Below are 20,598 nucleotides of genomic sequence, written 5' to 3'. Positions count from 1 at the left end.
GCCGGTATCCCCGCCCGAAGTCACGCCCTGGCCAGAAGCGCCTCCAAGGCGGCTGACGTGGCCGGGTAGCGGTCGAGCAGGACAGCGCCCGTCGGCTCCGGGTCCACCCTGGTCCAGGGGTCGTCGCAGCCCAGGATGCGGGCGAGTGCGTCGGTCGTTGCCGGGTGGGCGGTGAGGAGGGCGGCGCCGCGGACGGATTGCTTGCGGGGCGCCAGGACCGGCTGCGTCGGTTCGACCTTCCACGGGGGGATCCATGCGTCGAGGGCCGGGAGGCGGGCCGGGAACATGCGGCCGGCCTCGCGGATCAGGAGGGGAGCCAGTTCCGTGCCGCTCGCGCGGAGGCTTGTGATCAGGGTGGGGAGCCAGGGGAGAAGGACCTGGTCCGGCAGGCGGCCGAAGGCCTTGGAGACGGCTTCCACCACGATGTCCGCCAGGCCCGGGACCGGTTCCAGGGCGTGCAGCAGGCCGCTCAGGTAGCGCGGGTAGGCCGGGACCACCATCGGGTTGGCCAGGAGCTCGTCGCACCGCGTCCGAAGCTCCGCGCGGGTCTGGGTGCCCAGGTGGACCTGGGCCGCCCACAGCAGTGCCGTCTTCGACGGGTCCTGCGGGTGGGACTGCGCCACCGCCAGTTCCAGTTGCGTGCGGTCGCAGCCCAGCGACAGCGCCAGGGTCTCCATGCTGAACAGGAAGCCCAGCATCGCCGCCACCTGGCGGACCGTGGCGTCCTCGTCGGTGAACGCCGTCGGCAGCAGGGTGCAGTAGTGCGCGTAGCCGGTCTTGGTGAAGGACTCGATCCACGACGGCAGCGTCGGCTCGCTCGTGCGGTAGTAGGCGAGGAGCCGGCGTACCCGGCGCAGCACCTCCGGGGCGCCGTCCACCGTGCGTTCGGCCGACAGCACCTCCAGGGCCCGCGTGCCGAGTTCGTCGGCGAGGCGGCGGCTGTTCAGGTACAGCGTCGCGTCCTCGACGGCTTCCAGGACGGTAGCCGCGGTGGCCTTGGGGTCGTAGGCGCGGCGGCGCAGGCGCTGTTCGAGGACCTGCTCGATGCTGACGCCCTCGTAGCCGAGCTCGATCAGCGCGCGCTGGTGCGTGCCGAGGGCCAGGTCCCAGGACTCCTGGATCGGGCGCTCGCCGAGCTTCCGCTCGCCCATGATCGGCCGGGCCGTTCCTTCGGGCATCAGCCGGCGCAGCATCCACAGCACGTCGGAGCAGGGGCCGAGTTCCGGTCGTCCGGCGATGTCGAGCAGGGCGCGCTGTACTCCGCGCTGCTGCAGCTTGAGGTTCAGGGGTTCGAGCCGGTCGTACACGTCGCGCGCGAGGGGCGGCAGGGCGTCGTACCCGACCTGGCCGATCCGGTCGCCGCCCATCATGATCTCCACGAGCCGGCGCACGTCGCGCCGGCCGGGTGCCGCTTCCTTCTCGATGCACGTGACGGCCGCGTCCTGGAAGTCGTACGGCGTGGGCCTGGCCCGGTCCCGCATCCCCGCCAGCAGGATCGACGTCTCGAACACGGCGATGGCGTCGGCGGTCGAGGCGAGGTAGCCGTTGCGGCGGGCGGCGCGCACGATGTCCACCGACCAGCCGAGCAGTTCGGCCTCGTCCAGGTGGTCCAGTACGGGTGGGCGCTGGAGGAAGCCGGTCAGCTGGTCGGCCGCCGGTGCCTGTGGTGCGGGGGGCGGGGTCTTGGCGGGAGTCGTCTTCTTCGCGCCCGCTTGGCCGGCCAGACGGTACGGCTTGACGCGTGTGCGCTTGAGGTTCTTCGCCCACTGCGTCGCCGCGATCGACACCGAGCCCGCCGCCAGGCCGAACTGCGCCTCGATCGCCGCGTGGCTGGACGGGATCAGGCCGTGCAGCCACTTGGTGCCGCTGCGCGGGCTGATCTCGAAGGTGTCGGTGCCGTCCACGCCGAACTCCGCGACGCGGCTGGCGGCGTGGAAGGCGCCGCAGACGTAGACGCAGTCCGCCGGGTCGGTGCCGGTGGCCGCCAGGTGCTCGCGCATCCGGGTCCACATGTGGCGCTCGCGGTCCTCGTCCACGCGCACCCGGTGCGGGTCGCCCGGGGCGAGGCGCCGGAAGAGGCTGCCGATGAGGAACATGACCTGGCGGTACGTGTCGTGGTCGGCGTCGCCGAGCGGCAGCTCGACGTACTGGTGCCACCACTCCGACCAGTGCCGCACGCGGCCGTGCCGCAGCAGGTGCTCCTCCAGCTCGGCGAAGCGCGGCCGCAGGTCGCCGATCTCCACACCGACCGCGTCGCCGTGCAGCGCGGCCTCCTCCTCGGCGGGCGGCGCCTCCGGGTCCTCCGTTGTGTCCGGCCGCTCGGCGCGGGCGTCCCACTGGAAAACGTGGTCGGAGGAGCGGTCGACCAGGACGAGTTCCACGCCCGGGGTGTCCAGCGCGTAGGCGATCGCCTGGTACTCCGCCGAGGCCTCGGTGATCGGGGCGACCACCGACAGCGGGGCCCAGTCGGCGGGGAAGCCGTCGACCTCGCTCGCGTACGCCTGGACCGCGACCGGGAGCCGGCAGTTGCGCAGCTCGGTGAGCAGCGGCGTCATGTCCTCGCACAGCTCCAGGTACACGACCTTCGGCTGCTTCTCGCGCAGGCGGCGCGCCATGGCGACAGCCGAGGCCGGCGAGTGGTGGCAGACCGGGAAGACCTCCAGCGGCTCGCGCACCGCGCGGTCGACGTCGTCGACCATGCCGAGGAGGATTCCCTCCAGGGCGTCGGGGCCGTCGGCGAACGTCGTGGCCGCTTCGCGGAGCTGGGTGCGCAGCGCCTCGAAGGTCTCCTTTTGGGTACCGCTCATCGGCCTTCCTTCGTGGGTACCCCGGCCTCCAGGCCAGGGAGGAAATGGACTGCTGCGAGGCAGGGAGGGGATGGTCGAATCACCGTCAGGACGACTTGACGCCTGCCAGCTGCCAGACAATTCCCGTGCCTTACACGGAAGTTGCTAGGATGTGAGGCATGACGCAGCAGGTCAAGCGGGCTTTCAAGTACCGCTTCTACCCAACGGGCGAGCAGGCAGCCGAGCTGTCCCGTACGTTCGGCTGCGTCCGCCTCGTGTACAACAAGGCGCTCGAGGAACGAACCCGCGCCTGGTACGGCGAGCAGCGCCGCATCTCCTACGTACAGTCGTCCGCCGCACTGACCGAGTGGAAGAAGACCGAGGACCTGGCCTTCCTGGCGGAGGTGTCCTCCGTTCCTTTGCAGCAGGCGCTGCGCCACCTTCAGACGGCGTTCGGGAACTTCTTCGCCAAGCAGGCCAGGTACCCGCGCTTCAAGAGCCGGAAAAGGTCCCGTGCGTCGGCCGAATACACCCGCAGCGCATTCAAGTGGCGTGGCGGGAAGCTGACACTGGCCAAGATGGCCCAGCCTTTGGACATCCGCTGGTCGCGGCCCCTCCCGACGGGTGCGGAGCCCACGACGGTGACCGTGTCCCGTGACAGCGCGGGCCGCTGGTTCATTTCGATCCTCGTCGAGGAAGCCATCGTCCCGGCCCCCGCCACGGACGCGGTGGTCGGCTTGGACGCCGGAATCACGTCCCTCGTGACCTTGTCCACCGGCGAGAAGATCACCAACCCTCGGCACGAGCGACGCGACCGTGCCCGGCTTGCTCACGCGCAGCGGGAGCTGTCCCGCAAGGCCAAGGGCAGCTCGAACCGGGAGAAGGCCCGCCGTAAGGTCGCCAGGGTGCACGCCCGCATCGCCGACCGCCGCCGGGACTTCCTCCACAAGCTCTCGACTCGTCTCGTCCGTGAGAACCAAACGGTCGTGATCGAGGACCTCACCGTTCGTAACCTGCTGAAGAACGGCAAGCTCGCGCGTGCCATCTCCGATGTGGCCTGGACGAACCTCCGCACGATGCTGGAGTACAAGTGCGCCTGGTACGGGCGTGAACTCGTGGTGGTCGACCGCTGGTTCCCGTCCAGCAAGCTGTGCGGGAACTGCGGCACGGTCCGCGAGAAGCTGCCGCTGAACGTCCGCGAGTGGACGTGCGACTGCGGCACCGTGCACGACCGCGACGTGAATGCGGCGCGCAACATCTTGGCCGCCGGGCTGGCGGTGTCTGCCTGTGGAGGCGGTGTAAGACCTCAACGGGAGTCCTCCCGGACGGGGCGGTCGTCGGTGAAGCAGGAAACCCAGCGGGCGACCGCTGGAGTCCCCCTCCGTTAGGGGGAAGGAAGTCAAGACAGTGTGGCGATCGCGTCGCGGCCGCCCTCCAGGAACTCCGGCCAGGCGCCGCCCTCGTCCTTGCTGCGCGGCTCGACGACGCCGTGCAGGTACTTGTTGAGGATCGCCAGATCCTCCGGCTCGCGCCGGGCCAGCGAGCCGACGAGGGAGGAGGCCAGGGTACGGGCGGTCAGGGCGCGCTCGCCGAAGAAGTTGCTGTGCAGTATGGAGTCCTCCAGGACGCCGATCTGCTCCGCGGTGGACAGGGCGGACTCCAGCTTCTCGTCGTCGCTGCCGGCCGCGGCGGCCGAGGCGCGCAGGTCGGCGAAGCTCTGCAGCAGCACGTCGAGGAGGGTCGGCGGCACGTCCAGCTCTATCTGGTGGCGGCGCAGCAGCTCCTCGGTGCGGAAGCGGACGATCTCCGCCTCGCTCTTCTTGTTCGTCACGACGGGGATGCGGACGAAGTTGAAGCGGCGCTTGAGCGCGGAGGAGAGGTCGTTGACCCCGCGGTCGCGGCTGTTGGCGGTGGCGATGATCGAGAAGCCGGGCTTGGCGAAGACGATGTTGTCGCTGTCGCCGTCGAGTTCGGGGACGGAGATGTACTTCTCGGAGAGGATGGAGATCAGGGCGTCCTGGACGTCGCTGGTGGAGCGGGTGAGCTCCTCGAAGCGGCCGATGGCACCGGTCTCCATGGCGGTCATGATCGGCGAGGGGATCATCGACTCCCGCGACTGGCCCTTGGCGATGACCATGGACACGTTCCAGGAGTACTTGATGTGGTCCTCGGTGGTGCCGGCCGTGCCCTGGACGACGAGGGTGGAGTTGCGGGAGATCGCGGCGGACAGCAGCTCGGCGAGCCAGCTCTTGCCGGTGCCGGGGTCGCCGATGAGGAGCAGGCCGCGGTCGGAGGCGAGGGTGACGATGGAGCGCTCGACGAAGCTGCGGTCGCCGAACCACTTCTGCGCGATCTCGCGGTCCAGGCCGTCGGAGGGCTCGGAGCCCAGGACGAACAGCCGGACCATCTTGGGCGACAGCCGCCAGGAGAACGGCTTGGGGTTGTCGTCGACCGACTCCAGCCAGTCGAGTTCCTCGGCGTACTTGGTCTCGGCGGGGGCGCGCAACAGGTCGGACATGAGGGGCCTTTCGGGCGTGGTGGGGTTGTTCGGGTTACCTGGGTTGCCTTGCGGTGCCTTTGACTGCCTGGGGGCGCTCAGGCGAGGAACGTCTTGAGCTCGTTGACGAGCTTGCGTATGTGGCCGGAGATCACCGGCGTGCCGAGGTCCTTGAAGCGCTCGCGGAACCACGGGTTGACGCTGCCGCGGCCGGAGCTCGTCACCGAGCCGACGGGGATGAACTTGACGCCCGAGCGGTGGAGGGCGGCCATGCTCTCGAACAGCGGCTCGGTCCGCCATTCGTAGAAGTCGGAGATCCACACCACGACGGTGTTGCGGGGCTCGGCGACCTTCGGCTGCGCGAGCGCCATGGCGACCGTGCCGTCGGTGCCGCCGCCGAGCTTGGTGCGCAGCAGGGTCTCGAAGGGGTCGTGGACCCAGGGCGTGAGGTCGAGTGCCTGCGTGTCGTAGGCGATGAGGTGGACGTCCACCTTCGGCAGGCCCGCGAAGATCGAGGCGAGGATGGTGCAGTTCACCATGGAGTCGACCATCGAGCCGGACTGGTCGACGACGACGATCAGCCGCTGGGGCGTCGTCTTGCGCGCGGTGTGCCGGTAGTAGAGGCGGTTGACGTAGAGCCGCTGCTCCTCCGGGCTCCAGTTGGTGAGGTTCTTCCAGATGGTGCGGTCGAGGTCGAGGTTGCGGAACACCCGCTTGGGCGGGATCGAGCGGTCGATCGCGCCGACCGTGGCCTTCTCGACCTGGGTGCGCAGCACTTCGGCGACCTCGTCGACGAAGCGGCGGATCAGGGACTTGGCGTTGGCGAGGGCGACGCCCGAGAGGTTGTTCTTGTCCCGCAGCAGTTGCTCGATCAGCGACATGCTCGGGGTGAGCTGCGCGGCGAGCTTGGGGTCGGCCAGCACCTCGCGCAGGTGCATGCGCTTGACGAGGTCTGCCTCGATCGCGCCGAGTTCGGGGCCGATCGCCGGGATCAGGCGGCTGAGGTCGGGGGTGTTGCCCCCGCCGCCGGTGCCGGTGGGGCTGACGCCGGGTCCTGCCATGCGTCCCCCGGCGCGGCCGCCGCGCAGCTCGCCGGGCCGGCAGCCGAGCGCGCGTTCCAGCCAGCCCGCGTCGGCCTGCCAGCGTGCCAGCTGCCCGGCGGTGACGGTGCCGGAGCCGGAGGCGAAGACGTTGAGCAACACCTTCGAGACGAGCGCGGCGCGGCGGACTTCGGCGGCACGGTCGCGTGCGCCGTCCTCGGGATCGGGCTCGGGTGCCATCAGGCCGTCGAACTCGGCTGCCAGCTCCGGGTGGCGCTGCACGATGGAGTCGACGGAGGTCTGCGGGTCCAGCAGGGCTGGCGGCAGGCCGATGTCCTCGACGACGGCGAGGCTCGCCGATTCCAGGCCGGCCTGCTCCTCGTGGTCGAAGAGCCGGGCGAGCAGGCGCCAGTACAGGACCTGGCGGCGGTTGTCGTGGGGGTCGGCCACGGGAGACCCGTCCGTGACGTCGGTCCGCGCGGTGGTTCCCTCGGTGGTCTCGGTCATTTGCGCAGCAGCCTTCCCGCGCGCTCCCGCAGGACGTCCACGGCGTCGGTGGCGGCCTTCTCGGCCTTGACGCCGTTCTTGTCGGTCGTCCCGCCCGCCCATGCCCCGGCGTGGACGGTGACGGGCTTCTTCCGCGCGGTCGTCTCGACGGCCAGCGGCTGGACCCGGTACGCGCCGTCGTCCCAGCGGAGCAGCGCGATGCAGGCGCCCGACGCCGTGACGGCCTCGGGGGTGAGCGGTCCGGCGGCCGGTACGCGGTCGGTGTCGACGGCGAGGGTCTGACCGGCGACGGTGAACGTCACCGTGTCGTCGGCGATGGCGGCGGCGTAGCCCTCCAGGAAGACGGGTACGGCGATGCGCGCCGGGTGGCGGTCCAGGGGGGCGACGGCCGGGTCGGCGGCGGTGGGCAGCGCGACGCGGGCGGTGGCGAAGGCGTCGGCGGGCTCGCCCGCCTGGGCGTGCGCGTCGTTCCAGAGCAGATCGCCCTCGGCGGTGACCGGCATGCCGGCGAGGTCCATGGAGCGGCCTTCGCTGACGGCCGCGAGCAGCGACATGTGCGGGCGGAGCAGTTGCCACAGGCCGGCGCCGACGACGGTGTCCGGTTTCGGCACCGACACGCTCGCGCGCACCAGGCGGGCCGCCCCGCCGTCCGCGGGTTCGAGTACGGCGTGGACCTGGGCCTGTACGGCGGTGGCGTGCTCCTGCACGTCGACGCCGAGGGGCAGGAGGCGGCCGGTCGCCGTCCCGGTGCCGGAAGCGCCGATCGCGCCGGGCAGCGTCAGCAGCATCCCGCGCGACCACAGGTCGGCCCAGCGGCGTACCGGGAACCGTTCCATGGTGGCGCCGGGGCAGGAGGCGGCGAGTTCGGCGGCGAAGCCGTCGAGGAGCGTGGCCAGGCGGCGCAGTCCCGGCTCGGGCAGCATCGCGGAGACGATCTGCGCCGCGCCCGACACCAGGTCGTGGTCGATGCCCTGCCAGCCGGCGCGGGCCAGGTCGGACAGCCAGGACCGGGCGGCGGCCAGCACGTTCGGGGCCTGTGCGTCCTCGGGCTCCAGGACGGTACCGTCGCCGCGGGTCCGGCCGGTGGCCTCCTGGATCCGGGAGGTCAGCGCGTCGTGGACGGAGCCGAGCAGCGCGGTGCGGGCGGCGGCCAGGACGACCAGGTTGTCCTCGCTCGCGGCGCCGGCGGCCGCCTTCTCGGCCGCCTCGGCGACCCTCGCGGCCAGCGGGGTCCCCGCGACGGCGTGGACGAGTTCCGTCAGGCCGGCCGCCTGGGCCGGCTGCGGACGCAGGAGTCCGCCGACGAGCGTCGCGTCGAAGGCGTCGACGGCCGCCAGGGCCTCGTCGAGGCCGGGGACGTCCTCCGTGAGCAGGTCGATGCGCATCACGCCACCGCCCTGGTCGGCGGGAACCACTGCATCTCGGGCAGGGGGGCCGTGGTGGGGGCGAGTTCCAGGTAGGCGAGGTGGCGCAGGAACCGGCTGAAGACCGGGGCCGCCGCGTGCTTGTCGCCCGGTGACGGGCGCGCGCTCGTCATGGCGGCCGTGACGCTCTGCGCGTCCGGCTCGCCGGACGCGCTCTCCACCTTGACGTAGCGGGCGACGCGCTCGGCGCCGTACTGCAGCACGGCCTCGACGATCAGGGCCCGTATGTGGTTGCAGAAGCCGCCCCGTGCACCGCCGCAGGGGCGGTTGTTGTTGGTGCTGCAGGTATAGGCGTAGCTGCCGGCGGCGACCGACGAGACGTAGACCCGCTCGATGTCCGAGCCGCTGGACACCACGCCCTGCAAGCGTCCGTCGGCGAGTTCGACGAACGGAACCTTGGCGAGCTTGCGCGGCCGCGCGGGTGCCGTCACCCGGGCCGTGCTCGACCTCTCCCAATCTGACAACGCGCCATCTCCTGTGCAGCAGGGGGTATTCCGCGCCGGATCGGCGGGACGTCATTGAACATATCCGCGATCACTGACAATGCCGTCCGGTTGTGCACAGGCCCAGGTCAGGGGCATGAGGGCGCTCGGTGTGGGTGCTCCGCGGCAAGGTCGCGGAGGGCCGCGCGGCGCCGCTTCCGCGAGCCCGGGACCGCGTCACCGCGGCAGGGTGAAACCGCCCCGTTCCGGCAGTGGCGCGGTGAATCCCCAGCCGCGGGCGAGCAGGGCGTCGACGGCCGCCACGGCCGTCTTCAGCCGCTGCTCGTGCGGTCCGGTGAGCACCACGTACGGCAGCCCTTTGCGTTCGAGTTCGGTGCGGAAGCGGCCCGTCATCCAGGAGCGCAGGTGCTCGCCGTCGCGCAGTCCGTCGTCCTCGAAGGGCACGCCGGCGTCGTCGGTGAGCAGCCACAGGTGCTGCCGGCCCCGGGCGGCGACGGCCTCGACGCGTGGGGCGGGGCCGCCCATGTAGCGCTCGTGCCAGATCGTCGTGGCCATGGCGTCGGTGTCGCAGACCAGGACGGGCGACCCGGTGCGTGCGGCGGCGTGCTCGTCCGCGGCCTGGCGTTCGGCGATGAGCTCGAACTCGTCCGAGTCCCATTCCACTTCGTCGAACGTGGCGTCCGGACGGGTCGCCAGCAGCCGGGCGTACTTCTCCTCGCTGAGGGTGCGCCCGTACTCGGGCACCCACCGCGTCTCCTCCCAGACGCCTCCGCGCGCCCGGTAGTGCTCCGCGAGGGCGCGGGCCATGGTGGTCGTGCCGGTGGACTCGGCGCCGACGACCACCACCCGGCGGGCCAGGCCCGCCCGTACCGGCGCGGCCAGGTGGTGCCAGCAGGCGACGGGGTCCGCGCGGACGGCGGTGCCGGAGACCGGGTGTGCCGTGCGGTGCAGGTCGACCGTGACCGGCACCGCGCCGAAGCGGCGGGCGAGTTCGTCCCCGTACGGCTCGGAGGTGAAGACGGCGTCGACGGGATCCGGTACGGCGGCCTTGAAGACGGCCATGTGGGCGTCCCAGACGGCGGGGTCCGTGTAGTCGACGGGTATGTCGTCCACCGCGCCAACGATGTCGATGCCCGCCTCCGGGTGCACCTCTCGCATCCAGGCGACGCGTTCGGCGAGCGGGACGGACTCCACGGCGGAGGCACAGACCAGCACGGTGAGCCTGCGGCACCGCGCGGCGGCGCTGCGGACGAGGTGGTGGTGGCCGGCGTGCGGCGGGTAGAACTTGCCGAGCACGAGCCCGTGGTCGAACTCGCTCACGCCGTCACCTCCACCCGGGTCTCCGTGCCGTCCCCACGGGATGCCGCCTCCGCCCGCCAGCCGCGCAGGCCTGCCAGGCACAGCAGCAGGAAGCCGGCGTAGAGGAGCGAGGTGAGGTGGAGGCCCTTGTAGGCGTACAGGGGGATGTAGACGAGGTCGGCGGCGATCCAGAGGTACCAGGACTCGATCTTCTTCCGGCACTGGCCGTAGGTGGCGGCCAGCGACAGCGCGGTGGTGAGCGCGTCCCAGAAGGGCACCGTGGAGTCGGTGAACCGGTCGAGCGCGACGGTCAGCAGCACGGTGGCGACGACCGTGGCCGGGGCCAGCAGCGCCCAGGTGCGACGGTCGGTGCGGCTGATCGCGAGCCGCCCGGCGGCGGGGCCGGCGGCCGCCCAGGACCACCATCCGTACACCGCGAGCACCACGTAGACGATCTGCAGGGCGGCGTCCGCGTAGAGTCCGGCACCGCCGAACAGCAGGATGAAGAAGAGGTTGTTGGCGATGCCGACGGGCCAGTTGGCGATGTGCCGGCGGGCCACGAGCCACACGCACAGCGCGCCGCTGCCGGAGCCCAGCACCTCCACCCAGCTGACGGGGGTGTCCAGCAGGGTGAACAGCGGTTGCTGGAGAGGGGCGAACAAGTCCGCGAGAGCCACGCGGCGACCTCCTGTATATGTCACCTTGACGATAACTGGGAGGGTGCGGCGAGGCAAGGGAATTACCGCGGCGCGGGCGCACGGGACGGACCTCCGGCCCCGGACCTCGGACCTCGGACGCCGCACCTCAGGCCGCGGACCTCGGGCCGCCCACAGGATCACGTCGGACCCGTCACGCCCCGCGCAGCGAACTCTCGCGCCGGGAGCGGGCCGGCGCCGACCGGCGTCGTGCCGAGGTGGGCCCGGAAGGCCCGGGAGAATCGTGCTGGACCAGCTCCTGGGCGAGGGCAAGCGCTCCACGGGCGACCGCAGGGCCGTACCCCACACCCTGTTCATCACACCACCGCTCGCCACGGTGGGACTCACCGAGAGCCAGGCGCGCGCGCAGGGGCTGGACATCAAGGTCTCGCGGGAGAAGGTCGCGGACATCGTGGCCATGCCCCGCGCCTACACGGTCGAGGAGACCCGCGGGGTCATGAAGTTCATCGTGGACCCGGACACCGATCTGATCCTCGGGGCCGCCCTGCTCAGCATCGACGCGCAGGAGATCGTCAACACCGTCGCGCTGGCGATGCGGCACCACATCACGGCCACGCAGCTCCGCGACGCGATCTACACCCACCCGAGCTCGACCGAAGCCCTCAACGAGGTCTTCGACAAGGTCATCACCTGACCGGACCGACCCACCCGCGGCACGCTCGCAGGCCGTGACGCCCTTCCCGCGGCGTCGACGGAGACCCGCGTCGGGGCAGGATGCACCTGCCTTCGGGCCGTGAGACAAATAGGACAGGCCCGCAGCTCGACGGGGCTCCGCGCACACGTCAGGAAGGGTCCGGGTGGCTCGAGCCGTGCGGACGCCGAGCGAGAGCGACGAGCCGACCCGCCTTCCGGAAGAGAAAAGAACCATGCAGCAGAAGAACAGGCCCTTCGAACTCGGCGACGTCCGCATGCACACGCGCGAACTCGCCGACGGCGTGTACGCGGTCATGGCCGCGGACGTCGACGACACCGACCACACCGCCACCAACGCCGGGTTCGCCGTCGGCGACTCGGGAGTACTGGTGGTCGAATCGCTGAGCAACGGCCGTCTGGCGTCCCAGGTCAGCGGCGCGGTGCGCACGGTGACCCCGCTGCCCATTCGATTCCTGGTAAACACCAGTTTCCATGGTGATCACTGCTTCGGGAACTTCGCCTTCCCGTCACAGACGGTGATCATCCACCATGAGGCGACCAAGCGCGTGATTGACGAGCTCTTCGAGCAGGACCGCGCCTTCATGATCGAACTGCTCGGCCCGAACGCCGGCATCGAGGAGGTGGTGGCCCGCTCGGCGGACGTCGCGGTGTCCGGGCCGTGCTCCGTGGACCTGGGTGGCAAGCACGTGGACATCGACCACATCGGCTTCGCCCAGACCGACGGCGACCTGGTCGTCCGCATGCGCGAGGACAACATCGTCTTCGTCGGGAACATGCTGCAGGCGCCGCCCCCGGCTTTCCCGTGGCTGCTGGAGGGGCGGGCGGACGAGGCACTCGTCACCTACCGGCGCCTCTACGACATCCTCGACGACGACACCCTGATCGTGCCGGGCCACGGCCGCACCATGCGCCGTGCGGACATCATGCACTCGATCGCCTACCTCGAGGAACTGACCGGCCTGGGACGGGACGCCCACGAAAAAGGACTGTCCGACGAACAGGCCCGCGAAGCCCTCGAGATGAGGGAATACAGCGGCTACAGCATGTACGAATCCATCCACCGCCAGGTCAACGTCCCTGCCGTGCTGAACGCCCGATGAGCAGCGTGCGCGGGAACCTCGGCACCCGACGGGCACCCGCCCGGACGCGACCCACCGCGGCAACACCACGACCCGCTCGACCACCGACCGGCCGACAGACAACGGGAATCCCAGGGGAGCCTGCGCAGCGGTCACGCCCGCTGCGCACGGCGCACGTCCGGCACAATGCCCACGTGCTCCTCCTCTCCCGAACTCGTGAACGCGCCGCCGACCCAGTGCGGATCCGCCTGGCGGCGGCCGCGGCCTCGGTGGTCACCGTCGGCGCGGGGCTGGCGCTCAGGGTGGTGGCCGACGGGAACGTCGCCAAGTACGGCGGCGACGCGCTTTACACCGTGCTGGTCCTCGCGCTCGTCGTCCTGCTGGCCCCGCGGGTCACGCCCCTGACGGCCGCCGTGAGTGCGCTGGCGTTCAGTTGCGCCGTCGAGTTCCTGCAGCTCAGCGACATCCCGGCCGAGCTCTCCCGGCGCAGCGGCATCGCCCGCCTCGTGCTCGGTTCCACCTTCAACGCGCCGGATCTGCTCTGGTACGCCGTCGGCGCCGCCGTGGGCGGACTCGTTCTCGCCGCGGTGCGCTCCGTCCCCGCACGACGGCCTTCCGTGCGCGGCTGACGCCCGCCGCGCGCCGGGCCAGGGGCTGATCGCTCAGCGCCCCGCCGTCAGCAACACCGCCATCTCCCGCGCCGAGGACGGGACTCCGCGCACCGGTTCGCCGTACTGCGGATGCGCCTGGTCGAGCGTGGGCACCATCGGCCGCGACCGCTCCTCCGGTACGCGTTCCAGCACGGTCGTGCCGGTCTCCGCCTCCAGGGCCGGGGCGTAGCCGGCGGCGCGCAGGGCGGCGAGCGTCTCGTCCGGCGCCGCCGTGGAGATCAGCACCGTCGGCGCGATCTTCCGCAGACCCAGTCCGGCCAGACCCCGCGCCCGGGCGACCTCCTCGACCAGGGCCGTGTCCTCGGAGCGGATGCAGCACGCCGAACGCACCACGCGCAGCCGTCCGTGGCTCCGGGCGACGTCCTTGACCGTGTACGCCAGCGGCTGCGGCAGTCCGGTTCCCTGGTGTGCCACGGCGGTCAGGCGCTCGAGGATCCCGTCGGCGTCCCATCCCGCATCGAAGGCGCGGCGCAGAGAGGCGGGCGTGATGCGCCAGACCACGGCGTGCCCCTCGGACTCGATGTCGCCGACCGCGGACAGCAGTGCCGCCAGCTCGGGGGCGGGGGTGCCGGTGACCGTCGCCGTGGAGTCGGCCTGGAACCGGGCCGTGGTGCTGGGCGCGGGCAGCGTCGAGCGCAGGGCTTCGCGCAGCGCGGCCACCGCCTTGGCCAGGACCGGCCGTTCGGCCAGTCCCTCCCCCAGCCGGTCGGCGCCCTCGGCCGCCGGGTCGGCGTCCGCGCCGGGAACGGCCGGGTAGTGGCGGGCGGCCCCGGCGTCCAGGAGACCGGCGACCGCCCGGCCGACCTCGGTGAGCGCGCCGTGGGCCACCAGGCCGAGCAGCTCCGCCTCGGCCAGCGTGGCCTCGAGCCGCCCTTCCAGGTCCTCGTCGTCGTAGGGCGCCATCAGCGTCGGCCGGAACCAGACGGCTCCTTCGAGGAGTTCGCCGTGTCCGTCGTCCCCGGCGGTCAGCCCGTACCCGTCCGGCACCGTGGCCAGCGCCTGCAGCACGCCGTGCCGCAGCGGCACCGCGTACGGGTCCTGGGGGCTGACCAGGGCGACCGGGGTCTCGTCGTCGTCCGGCCAGTAGGTGAACACCAGGGGGACGACGGCCCAGGCCGCTGCCAGCGGCAGCAGCTTCCCGGCTGGGGTGGCCGCGGCCCACGCGTCGTAGCGCTCGCTGGGCAGCAGCCGCGCCGGCCGCGGCGGAGCGGCGGGTCGCCGGCGCCCCCGGCCGCGAGCGGCGGGTTTCTCCTCCTCGGCCAGGGGGGCGGCGAGGCCCGCGTTCACCGCCAGGTCGAGCCACAACCGGGTGTGTTCCTCGCTCGTCCCGGCCGCCTTGGCCAGCCTCTTGGTGTCGCGTACCGCGATGCCGCCCGCCTTGCGCACCGCGACCGGATTTGCGGCCAGTTCGCGCATCACCAGTTCCGCGCGCCATGCGGCGGCCCCTGCCGCCACCGCGCCCCGGCCAGCCCAGTCGCGGGGCAGCGGCGCGACGGACGTCAGTGGTTCCGGGTCCAGGCTCGGCGCGGGTTCGGGCTGCTCCCCGCGCAGTGCGTGGCCCACCTCGTAGGGCAGTTCCACCAGATCGGTGCCCACCGGCACGACCATGCCGTGTTCCGCGAGCCAGTCGGTGCCCTCGTCGCCGCTGCCGCCGTCCCGGAAGGTGTACTTGCGGTCCGGCCCGCCGTAGCCGCCGGACCGGGAGACGAAGCAGTGGGTGCGCAGCAGCGGCGGTCCCTGCAGCATGTGCTCGAGCAGCTCGTGGGACGCCGCCGGGGCAGTCGCCACCAGTTCCCTTACCCGGCCGGGGTCCTGGAGCACGGCGCCGATCGCCGTCTGCGCGTCCGCGCGGGTGCGGTGCTCGATACCGAGGGCGGCGGCGATCCGTTTGATCTCCGGCGCGTTGTAGGCCTGTGTGAACAGCAGGTCGGCCGGCCTGCCGTAGCCGTCCATGCGGGCCGCCGACGCGTGCAGGATCGACGGCAGCGCCAACTGGCCGCGCGGAGCGGGGAGCAGCAGAGCCCGGTCCCGCAGCCGTTCCAGCGCCCGAACGATCGACTCGCGCGGCGTGCCGCCCTGTTCGAGCCAGTCCAGCACCTCCGCCTCGGGCACCAGCCGGGTGTAGGGGTCCACCGGCGGAGGCGCGGGGCGCCAGGCGTACGCCTGCTGCTCGGCCGCGGGCACCGGCCCGTACGTCTCCAGCGCCCGGGCCGCCACGCACGCCAGCAGCTGCGCGTCGCCTCCCGTCCCCGCGGCGACGGCCCGGTCCACGGAGTCGTCGGTGAGGAGGTGCTCCGAGAGTTGCCGGAACGTGGCGAGCGGCGTGTAGCCGGCGGCACGCGGCAGTTCGCGCTCTTCCAGCAGGACGGTCAGGCGCTCGGCGGTGAGTCCGGCGAGCCATTTCTCCAGGGCGGTGCGCGCATTCACCCTGCGAGCCTAGAACAAGGCGAGTCGACCCCGGTGAGGCCCGGGACAATCTCAGGCCCGGCGGGTGAACGAACGAGCGCGGCCCCACAGCACGGCGCCAGGCCGTGCCGTGGGGCCGCACCCCCGCGGGGACGGGCTCAGAAGCCCAGGCGCCAGGTGTCGAGGTAGCCGGGGAGCACGTGGAAGTTGCCGGGGGTGTTGTCCCTGACCCGCAGCTTCCAGGTGCCGTCGGCCGGGATCGCGGAGGCGTCGACGGTGAACGTCTCGTGCAGTTCCGGGATCGCGGCGGGGCCCTGCGACCAGCCCTTGACCGGGATCACCCGGCCGTCCTCGCTGACCAGGTCGATCACGTAGAAGCCGACGTGGACGGCGTAGAGGTCGACCGTCACCTTGAGGTCGGCGGGGGCGTTGCCCTTGCGGCCGCTGACCGTGAGCGGGCTCTCGATCACCGCCCAGTTGGGGATGTCGTACCGGCTCGGGTTGACGAAGACGTCGCCGCCGGAGGCCAGTACGGTCCACTGGTAGCGGACCGTACGGCAGTTGCCCGCGGCGTCCTTGACGGTGATCGCGGGCCGGAACTCGCCGCCCTTGACCGGGGTCCCGGAGACCAGGCCGGTCCTGGCGTTGATCGACATTCCGCGCGGGAGGCCCTTGGCGGAGTAGGTGAGGGCGCCCGGGCGGGAACTCTGCGCCTGGATCTGCCAGGTGACCTGCTGGCCGGTCGCCGTCCGCCGCGGGTTGGTGCTGTCGACCGCGATGTGGTCGACGAAGCGGTAGCCGACCTTGACCGCGGCCCAGGCGTCGCCGACCGCCTCGTACTTCCTGCTGCCCATGCCGTAGAGGTCGGCGGCGGCCTTCAGCGTGGCGGTGCGCGCGCCGGCGAAGTCCGTGGTGCTGGTCATGTAGACGGTCAGCGCGCGGTACCAGATGTCCGTGGCCGACTCGCGGCCGATGCCGGAGACGGCCTTGCCGTCGGCGGTCGGGCTGTCGTAGCGGACGCCGTTGATCGTCTTCTTGCCGCTGCCCTCGGAGAGCAGGTAGAAGAAGTGGTTCGCCGGGCCCGAGCTCTGGTGCGGGTCGAGGTACTTGGTGTCGGTGGTCCAGTAGTCCTGGGACGCGCCGTAGCCCACGTCGTCCTTGGACGGCTGGTCCATATAACGGAGCGGCACGCCGGTGCCGTAGACGTCGACCTTCTCGGCGATCAGGTAGTCCGGCACGTCCTTGGGGCTGTTGGTGAAGAACTCCACCGCGGTGCCCATGATGTCGCTGGTCGCCTCGTTCAGGCCGCCGGACTCGCCGCTGTAGATCAGGCCCGCGGTGGCCGAGGTGATGCCGTGCGTCATCTCGTGGCCGGCGACGTCAAGGGCGGTCAGCGGGCGGGCGTTGTCCTCGCCGTCGCCGTAGTTCATGCAGAAGCACTCGTCGTCCCAGTACGCGTTGACGTACCCGTCGCCGACGTGGACGTAGGAGCGCGCTCCGACGCCGTCGCCCGCGATGCCGGCGCGGCCGTAGCGGGACTGGAAGAAGTCCCAGGTCTGCTGGGCGCCGTAGGCCGCGTCCACGGCGGCCGTCTGGCGGTCGGCCGGTGTGCCGTCGCCCCAGACGTCGTCGGCGTCCGTCATGACCTCGCGGGTGTCGTAGTCGTACGCCGCGTTGCCGCCGCGCTCGCCGTCCACCAGCTCGAAGGCGTCGCCGCTGCGGGTCGTGCCGATCCGCACGCTGCCGTTGTGCTGGCCGGTGCCCGTACCCGCGTGGATCTGCTCCACGCTCGAGAGCTGCTTGCCGGTCTTCGCGTCGGTGACCACCTGCAGGCGGCTGGGGGTGCCGTCCTTCTGCACGCCGGTGACGACGGACTCCCAGGCCAGGGTCGGCTTGCCGGTCACCGCCCAGACCACCAGGCGCGGAGCGCCGTCGACCGCGGCCTCGCGGGTCTCCTCCCGGCCGGCGATGTCCAGGGCCGACTTCCGTGCCTTCGCCGCAGCGAGCGCGGGTTCGGTCGTCGGCACCGTGAGCGGCGCGGCGGACGCCTTGGTGACCGTCCGGGCACCGGCCCGCTCGTGCACCACCAGGTCGCCGCCGAGGACGGGCAGACCGGCGAAGGTGCGCTCGTAGCGCGTGTGCACGGTGCCGTCGGCGTCCTTGACGACGTCCCTCGGTATCAGTTTCTCCTCGTCACCCAGCTTCAGCGACTCGGCCGTGCCGGCGCTCGTGCCGGCCGCGGCCCTGAGCAACTGCCCGCGCTGCACGGGGCTGAGCACGACGCTTCGCGCGCCGGACGCGGTGGCCGTCGCGGTCCCCCGCGTGCTCTCCTGCGCGCCCGCCGAGGGGAGCGCCAGAACGGACGCGACGAGCGTGGCCATCGTGACGGTGGCGGTCGCCACGGCGCGTCTGCGCCCTGACGGACGGGCCGCGGACGACGCGGCTCGGGTGGAGCGGAAAGCGCTGGACACTCCTGCGACTCCTCATGAGTGGGGGCGATGCGGGGATGGGGGATGGCCGCGTCGGAGCCGCCCTCGCCCCCTGAAGTGGCCCGAACACAGCCCAGATCGTCGCAGTGGCCGGAATCCGCTGTCACGGAGTGCGGAGATCATTGTCCGGAATCCGGTGAGCGGTGCTCAGCGGTGTCACAAATCAACGGCCTGCCTGGTCAAGGGCCATTCAGTACAGTGTTGACGTAGCGTCAGATACGCCTGGGGCGCGGCCCTTCGCAGAGGTCGGCGCTCTCCGGTCGGACGCTCCGGGGGCCTCTCGGCGCACACCAAGGGGCCCGTACGACGGAGTGCACTCGTCGCACTCCTTCGCTGGTCAGCGGCATGCCGGCCGAGGAGGCGACGCCTCCGCCCCGGCAGCCGCCCCGCACCGGCGGCGGACCGCGCGGGCGGCGAACGTCGGGAGGGGGAAGGCCCCGTGGCGGGACTCCCCCCGCCGCGCCTCAACGAGCGCCCACATGCGCGGTGAGTGCCGTCGCACCACGAGTCAGCCCGACGAGTTCCGGCCAATCTGGCCGTCGGGCAACCTGGTTCCGGCCGACTTGGGCGAGGACGGCACCCGACCCGGACCCTGCCGCCTCCGATGTGACGACTGTATGCTGTCCGCCTGTATACAACCGCCGACGGCCGGAGGAGACATGGAAGACCTGGACCCCGAGGTAGTGCTGGCCATGACGGCGCAGGCACCCGACGGCGTGGTCGTCATCGACCGCGAGGGACTCATCCGCTACTGGAACCACGGTTCGGAGCGGATCTTCGGTTTCCCGGCCGCCGAGGTCATGGGCCGCAGCCTGGACGTGATCATCCCCGAGCGGCACCAGCGCCGGCACTGGGACGGCTTCGACAAGTCCATGGCCAGCGGCACCACCAAGTACGGGGACGACGACCTGCTGGCCGTCCCCGCCGTGGGCGCCGGCGGCCGCAAGCTGTCGATCGAGTTCAGCGTGGTGCTGCTGAACGACGCCGAGGGGCGCCCCGGTTACGTCGGCGCGGTCATCCGCGACGTCACCGAACGGCGCGCCCACGAGAAGGAGCTGTACCAGCAACTGGCGGCCGCCAAGGCCGAGGCCAGAACGGACTGACCGGCCTGACCTCCCCGGCCGGCCCTTCCTGCCCGCCCGGCCGTCACGAAGAACGCGAACGCGAAGAAGCCCCCGTGCCGGGACGACACGGGGGCTTCGCCGTACGCGGGCGCGGGGCCCGCTGGTACGGCGGCACGGGCGCCCCGCGCGCACGGATCGCGCGGAGCACCCGTGGGACTGTCCGGGCCGGCGGCCGGGTCAGACGATGATCTGCTTCTCGCGCAGAGCCGCGATCTCGTTGCCGTCGTACCCGAGGTCCGCCAGGACCTCGCTGCCGTGCTCGCCCAGCAGCGGGGCGCCCTTGATCTCGGGCGTGAAGTTGGAGAACTTGATGGGGCTGCCGACCGTCAGGTAGGTGCCGCGGTTCTTCTGCTCGACCTCGACGATGGTGCCGCTGCGGCGCATGTCGGGGTCCTCGGCGAGCTCCTTCATGCTGAGGACGGGCGCGCAGGGCACCTCCCACTTGCGCAGGATGTCGACGGCCTCGTACTTGGTCTTGTCGGCCAGCCACTTCTCGATCTCGCCGAAGATCTCGAAGATGTGCGACTGACGCGCCTTGGCGGAGGTGTACTCCGGGTCCTCGACCCACTCGGGGTGGCCGATGGCCTCGGCGGTGCGCTTCCAGTTCTGCTCCTGGATCGTGAAGTAGATGTAGGCGTTGGGGTCGGTCTCCCAGCCCTTGCACTTCAGGATCCAGCCCGGCTGGCCGCCGCCGCCGGCGTTGCCGCCGCGGGGCACCGCGTCGCCGAACTCGCCGTTCGGGTACTGCGGGTACTCCTCCAGGTAGCCGACCTTCTCCAGGCGCTGCTGGTCGCGGAGCTTGACGCGGGTCAGGTTGAGCACGGCGTCCTGCATGGACACCGAGACCTTCTGGCCCACACCGGTCGCGTTGCGGTGGATGATCGCCGTCAGGAGGCCGATCATCAGGTGCATGCCGGTGTTGCTGTCGCCGAGGGCGGAGCCGCTGATGGTCGGCGGGCCGTCCCAGAAGCCGGTGGTGGACGCGGCGCCGCCGGCGGCCTGGGCGACGTTCTCGTACACCTTGAGGTCGTTCCAGGACGACTCGGCGTTGAAGCCCTTGACCGAGCCGAAGATCAGGCGCGGGTTGAGCTCGTGGATGTGGTCCCAGCCCAGGCCCATGCGGTCCATGGCGCCGGGGGCGAAGTTCTCGACCAGGATGTCGGCCTCGCGGATCAGCTTCTCCATGACCTCCTTGCCCTCGGGGGTCTTGGTGTTGATCGCCAGCGAACGCTTGTTGCTGTTGAGCATCGTGAAGTACAGCGCGTCGAGGTCGGGGTCGTCACGGAGCTGGTTGCGGGTGACGTCGCCGCCCTGGGGACGCTCGACCTTGATGACGTCGGCGCCGAACCAGGCGAGCATCTGGGTGCACGCGGGACCGGCCTGGACCCCGGTGAAGTCGATCACCTTGATCCCGGCGAGCGGCTTTTCACTCATGGTGGCTTCCTTCTTGTCTGTTCGCGGTG

15 protein-coding genes are annotated in these 20,598 nt (G+C 71.5%); 5 read left to right on the top strand and 10 right to left on the bottom strand.

All coding sequences use genetic code 11. From position 1 onward, the window contains the following. Positions 1 to 20: 20 nt before the first annotated feature. Positions 21 to 2,807, bottom strand: a complete 2,787-nt coding sequence (locus ACFZAU_RS39555) for a DUF5682 family protein (RefSeq protein ID WP_500556226.1) — start codon at positions 2,805 to 2,807, stop codon at positions 21 to 23. Between the two features lie 158 nt (positions 2,808 to 2,965). On the opposite strand from ACFZAU_RS39555, the gene ACFZAU_RS39550 reads away from it, so the two are divergent. Further along, positions 2,966 to 4,174, top strand: coding sequence for an RNA-guided endonuclease InsQ/TnpB family protein (locus ACFZAU_RS39550; RefSeq protein WP_500556225.1), 1,209 nt, complete (start codon positions 2,966 to 2,968; stop codon positions 4,172 to 4,174). A gap of 11 nt (positions 4,175 to 4,185) precedes the next feature. Here the strand turns inward: ACFZAU_RS39550 and ACFZAU_RS39545 are convergent, their stop codons facing one another. The 6 genes from ACFZAU_RS39545 to pnuC all read right to left on the bottom strand — a co-directional run bounded on the left by ACFZAU_RS39545 (position 4,186) and on the right by pnuC (position 10,673). Continuing rightward, positions 4,186 to 5,304, bottom strand: coding sequence for an ATP-binding protein (locus ACFZAU_RS39545; protein ID WP_500462221.1), 1,119 nt, complete (start codon positions 5,302 to 5,304; stop codon positions 4,186 to 4,188). A gap of 77 nt (positions 5,305 to 5,381) precedes the next feature. Then, positions 5,382 to 6,830 carry a VWA domain-containing protein gene (locus ACFZAU_RS39540; RefSeq protein ID WP_500556224.1) on the bottom strand — a complete coding sequence of 483 codons (1,449 nt, stop codon included), beginning with the start codon at positions 6,828 to 6,830 and terminating at the stop codon, positions 5,382 to 5,384. Beyond that, positions 6,827 to 8,215 carry a hypothetical protein gene (locus tag ACFZAU_RS39535; protein WP_500556223.1) on the bottom strand — a complete coding sequence of 463 codons (1,389 nt, stop codon included), beginning with the start codon at positions 8,213 to 8,215 and terminating at the stop codon, positions 6,827 to 6,829. Before ACFZAU_RS39535 ends, ACFZAU_RS39540 begins: the two co-directional genes overlap by 4 nt. Further along, positions 8,215 to 8,685 carry a hypothetical protein gene (locus tag ACFZAU_RS39530; protein WP_500556222.1) on the bottom strand — a complete coding sequence of 157 codons (471 nt, stop codon included), beginning with the start codon at positions 8,683 to 8,685 and terminating at the stop codon, positions 8,215 to 8,217. The genes ACFZAU_RS39535 and ACFZAU_RS39530 overlap by 1 nt, the downstream gene beginning before the upstream one ends. Before the next feature lie 228 nt (positions 8,686 to 8,913). Further along, complete coding sequence (locus tag ACFZAU_RS39525; protein ID WP_500556221.1) at positions 8,914 to 10,017, bottom strand: AAA family ATPase; 1,104 nt, start codon at positions 10,015 to 10,017, stop codon at positions 8,914 to 8,916. Beyond that, positions 10,014 to 10,673 carry a nicotinamide riboside transporter PnuC gene (gene pnuC / locus ACFZAU_RS39520; RefSeq protein ID WP_500556220.1) on the bottom strand — a complete coding sequence of 220 codons (660 nt, stop codon included), beginning with the start codon at positions 10,671 to 10,673 and terminating at the stop codon, positions 10,014 to 10,016. Before pnuC ends, ACFZAU_RS39525 begins: the two co-directional genes overlap by 4 nt. Positions 10,674 to 10,935: 262 nt before the next feature. Between pnuC and ACFZAU_RS39515 the strand changes: the two genes are divergently transcribed. From ACFZAU_RS39515 to ACFZAU_RS39505, 3 genes are all read left to right on the top strand, one after another. Next, positions 10,936 to 11,346, top strand: coding sequence for an oxidoreductase dimerization domain-containing protein (locus ACFZAU_RS39515; protein WP_500556219.1), 411 nt, complete (start codon positions 10,936 to 10,938; stop codon positions 11,344 to 11,346). A 232-nt stretch (positions 11,347 to 11,578) separates the two neighbouring features. Continuing rightward, positions 11,579 to 12,466, top strand: coding sequence for an MBL fold metallo-hydrolase (locus ACFZAU_RS39510; RefSeq protein ID WP_500556218.1), 888 nt, complete (start codon positions 11,579 to 11,581; stop codon positions 12,464 to 12,466). 173 nt (positions 12,467 to 12,639) lie between these two features. Then, positions 12,640 to 13,074 carry a ribosomal maturation YjgA family protein gene (locus ACFZAU_RS39505; protein ID WP_500556217.1) on the top strand — a complete coding sequence of 145 codons (435 nt, stop codon included), beginning with the start codon at positions 12,640 to 12,642 and terminating at the stop codon, positions 13,072 to 13,074. Between the two features lie 33 nt (positions 13,075 to 13,107). Here ACFZAU_RS39505 and ACFZAU_RS39500 read toward each other — a convergent pair whose 3' ends face one another. Both ACFZAU_RS39500 and ACFZAU_RS39495 read right to left on the bottom strand, forming a co-directional pair. Continuing rightward, the gene (locus ACFZAU_RS39500; RefSeq protein WP_500556216.1) at positions 13,108 to 15,543 is read right to left on the bottom strand and encodes a helicase-associated domain-containing protein; all 2,436 of its coding nucleotides are present in this window, start codon (positions 15,541 to 15,543) and stop codon (positions 13,108 to 13,110) included. 137 nt (positions 15,544 to 15,680) lie between these two features. Beyond that, a complete protein-coding gene (locus ACFZAU_RS39495) occupies positions 15,681 to 17,903 on the bottom strand; it encodes a M4 family metallopeptidase (RefSeq protein WP_500556233.1) in 2,223 nt (740 codons plus the stop codon). Positions 17,904 to 18,670: 767 nt separating this feature from the next. Between ACFZAU_RS39495 and ACFZAU_RS39490 the strand changes: the two genes are divergently transcribed. Beyond that, on the top strand, positions 18,671 to 19,114 hold the full coding sequence (locus ACFZAU_RS39490) for a PAS domain-containing protein (protein ID WP_500556215.1): 444 nt from the start codon (positions 18,671 to 18,673) through the stop codon (positions 19,112 to 19,114). A gap of 198 nt (positions 19,115 to 19,312) precedes the next feature. On the opposite strand, the gene frc is transcribed toward ACFZAU_RS39490, so the two are convergent. Next, complete coding sequence (gene frc / locus ACFZAU_RS39485; RefSeq protein ID WP_499610686.1) at positions 19,313 to 20,569, bottom strand: formyl-CoA transferase; 1,257 nt, start codon at positions 20,567 to 20,569, stop codon at positions 19,313 to 19,315. Positions 20,570 to 20,598: the final 29 nt, after the last annotated feature.

The organism is Streptomyces sp. NPDC008238 (assembly GCF_042956445.1).
In the GTDB taxonomy this organism is placed as follows: Bacteria; Actinomycetota; Actinomycetes; order Streptomycetales; family Streptomycetaceae; genus Actinacidiphila.
Note: the sequence above shows the minus strand (reverse complement) of the source record. Positions and strands in the feature narration are given on the sequence as shown.

Bases quoted from the DNA above. Each gene is read 5' to 3' on its own strand.
- ACFZAU_RS39555 (WP_500556226.1), bottom strand. From the start codon at position 2,807: ATGAGCGGTACCCAAAAGGAGACCTTCGAGGCGCTGCGCACCCAGCTC.
- ACFZAU_RS39550 (WP_500556225.1), top strand. From the start codon at position 2,966: ATGACGCAGCAGGTCAAGCGGGCTTTCAAGTACCGCTTCTACCCAACG.
- ACFZAU_RS39545 (WP_500462221.1), bottom strand. From the start codon at position 5,304: ATGTCCGACCTGTTGCGCGCCCCCGCCGAGACCAAGTACGCCGAGGAA.
- ACFZAU_RS39540 (WP_500556224.1), bottom strand. From the start codon at position 6,830: ATGACCGAGACCACCGAGGGAACCACCGCGCGGACCGACGTCACGGAC.
- ACFZAU_RS39535 (WP_500556223.1), bottom strand. From the start codon at position 8,215: ATGCGCATCGACCTGCTCACGGAGGACGTCCCCGGCCTCGACGAGGCC.
- ACFZAU_RS39510 (WP_500556218.1), top strand. From the start codon at position 11,579: ATGCAGCAGAAGAACAGGCCCTTCGAACTCGGCGACGTCCGCATGCAC.
- ACFZAU_RS39495 (WP_500556233.1), bottom strand. From the start codon at position 17,903: ATGGCCACGCTCGTCGCGTCCGTTCTGGCGCTCCCCTCGGCGGGCGCG.
- ACFZAU_RS39490 (WP_500556215.1), top strand. From the start codon at position 18,671: ATGGAAGACCTGGACCCCGAGGTAGTGCTGGCCATGACGGCGCAGGCA.
- frc (WP_499610686.1), bottom strand. From the start codon at position 20,569: ATGAGTGAAAAGCCGCTCGCCGGGATCAAGGTGATCGACTTCACCGGG.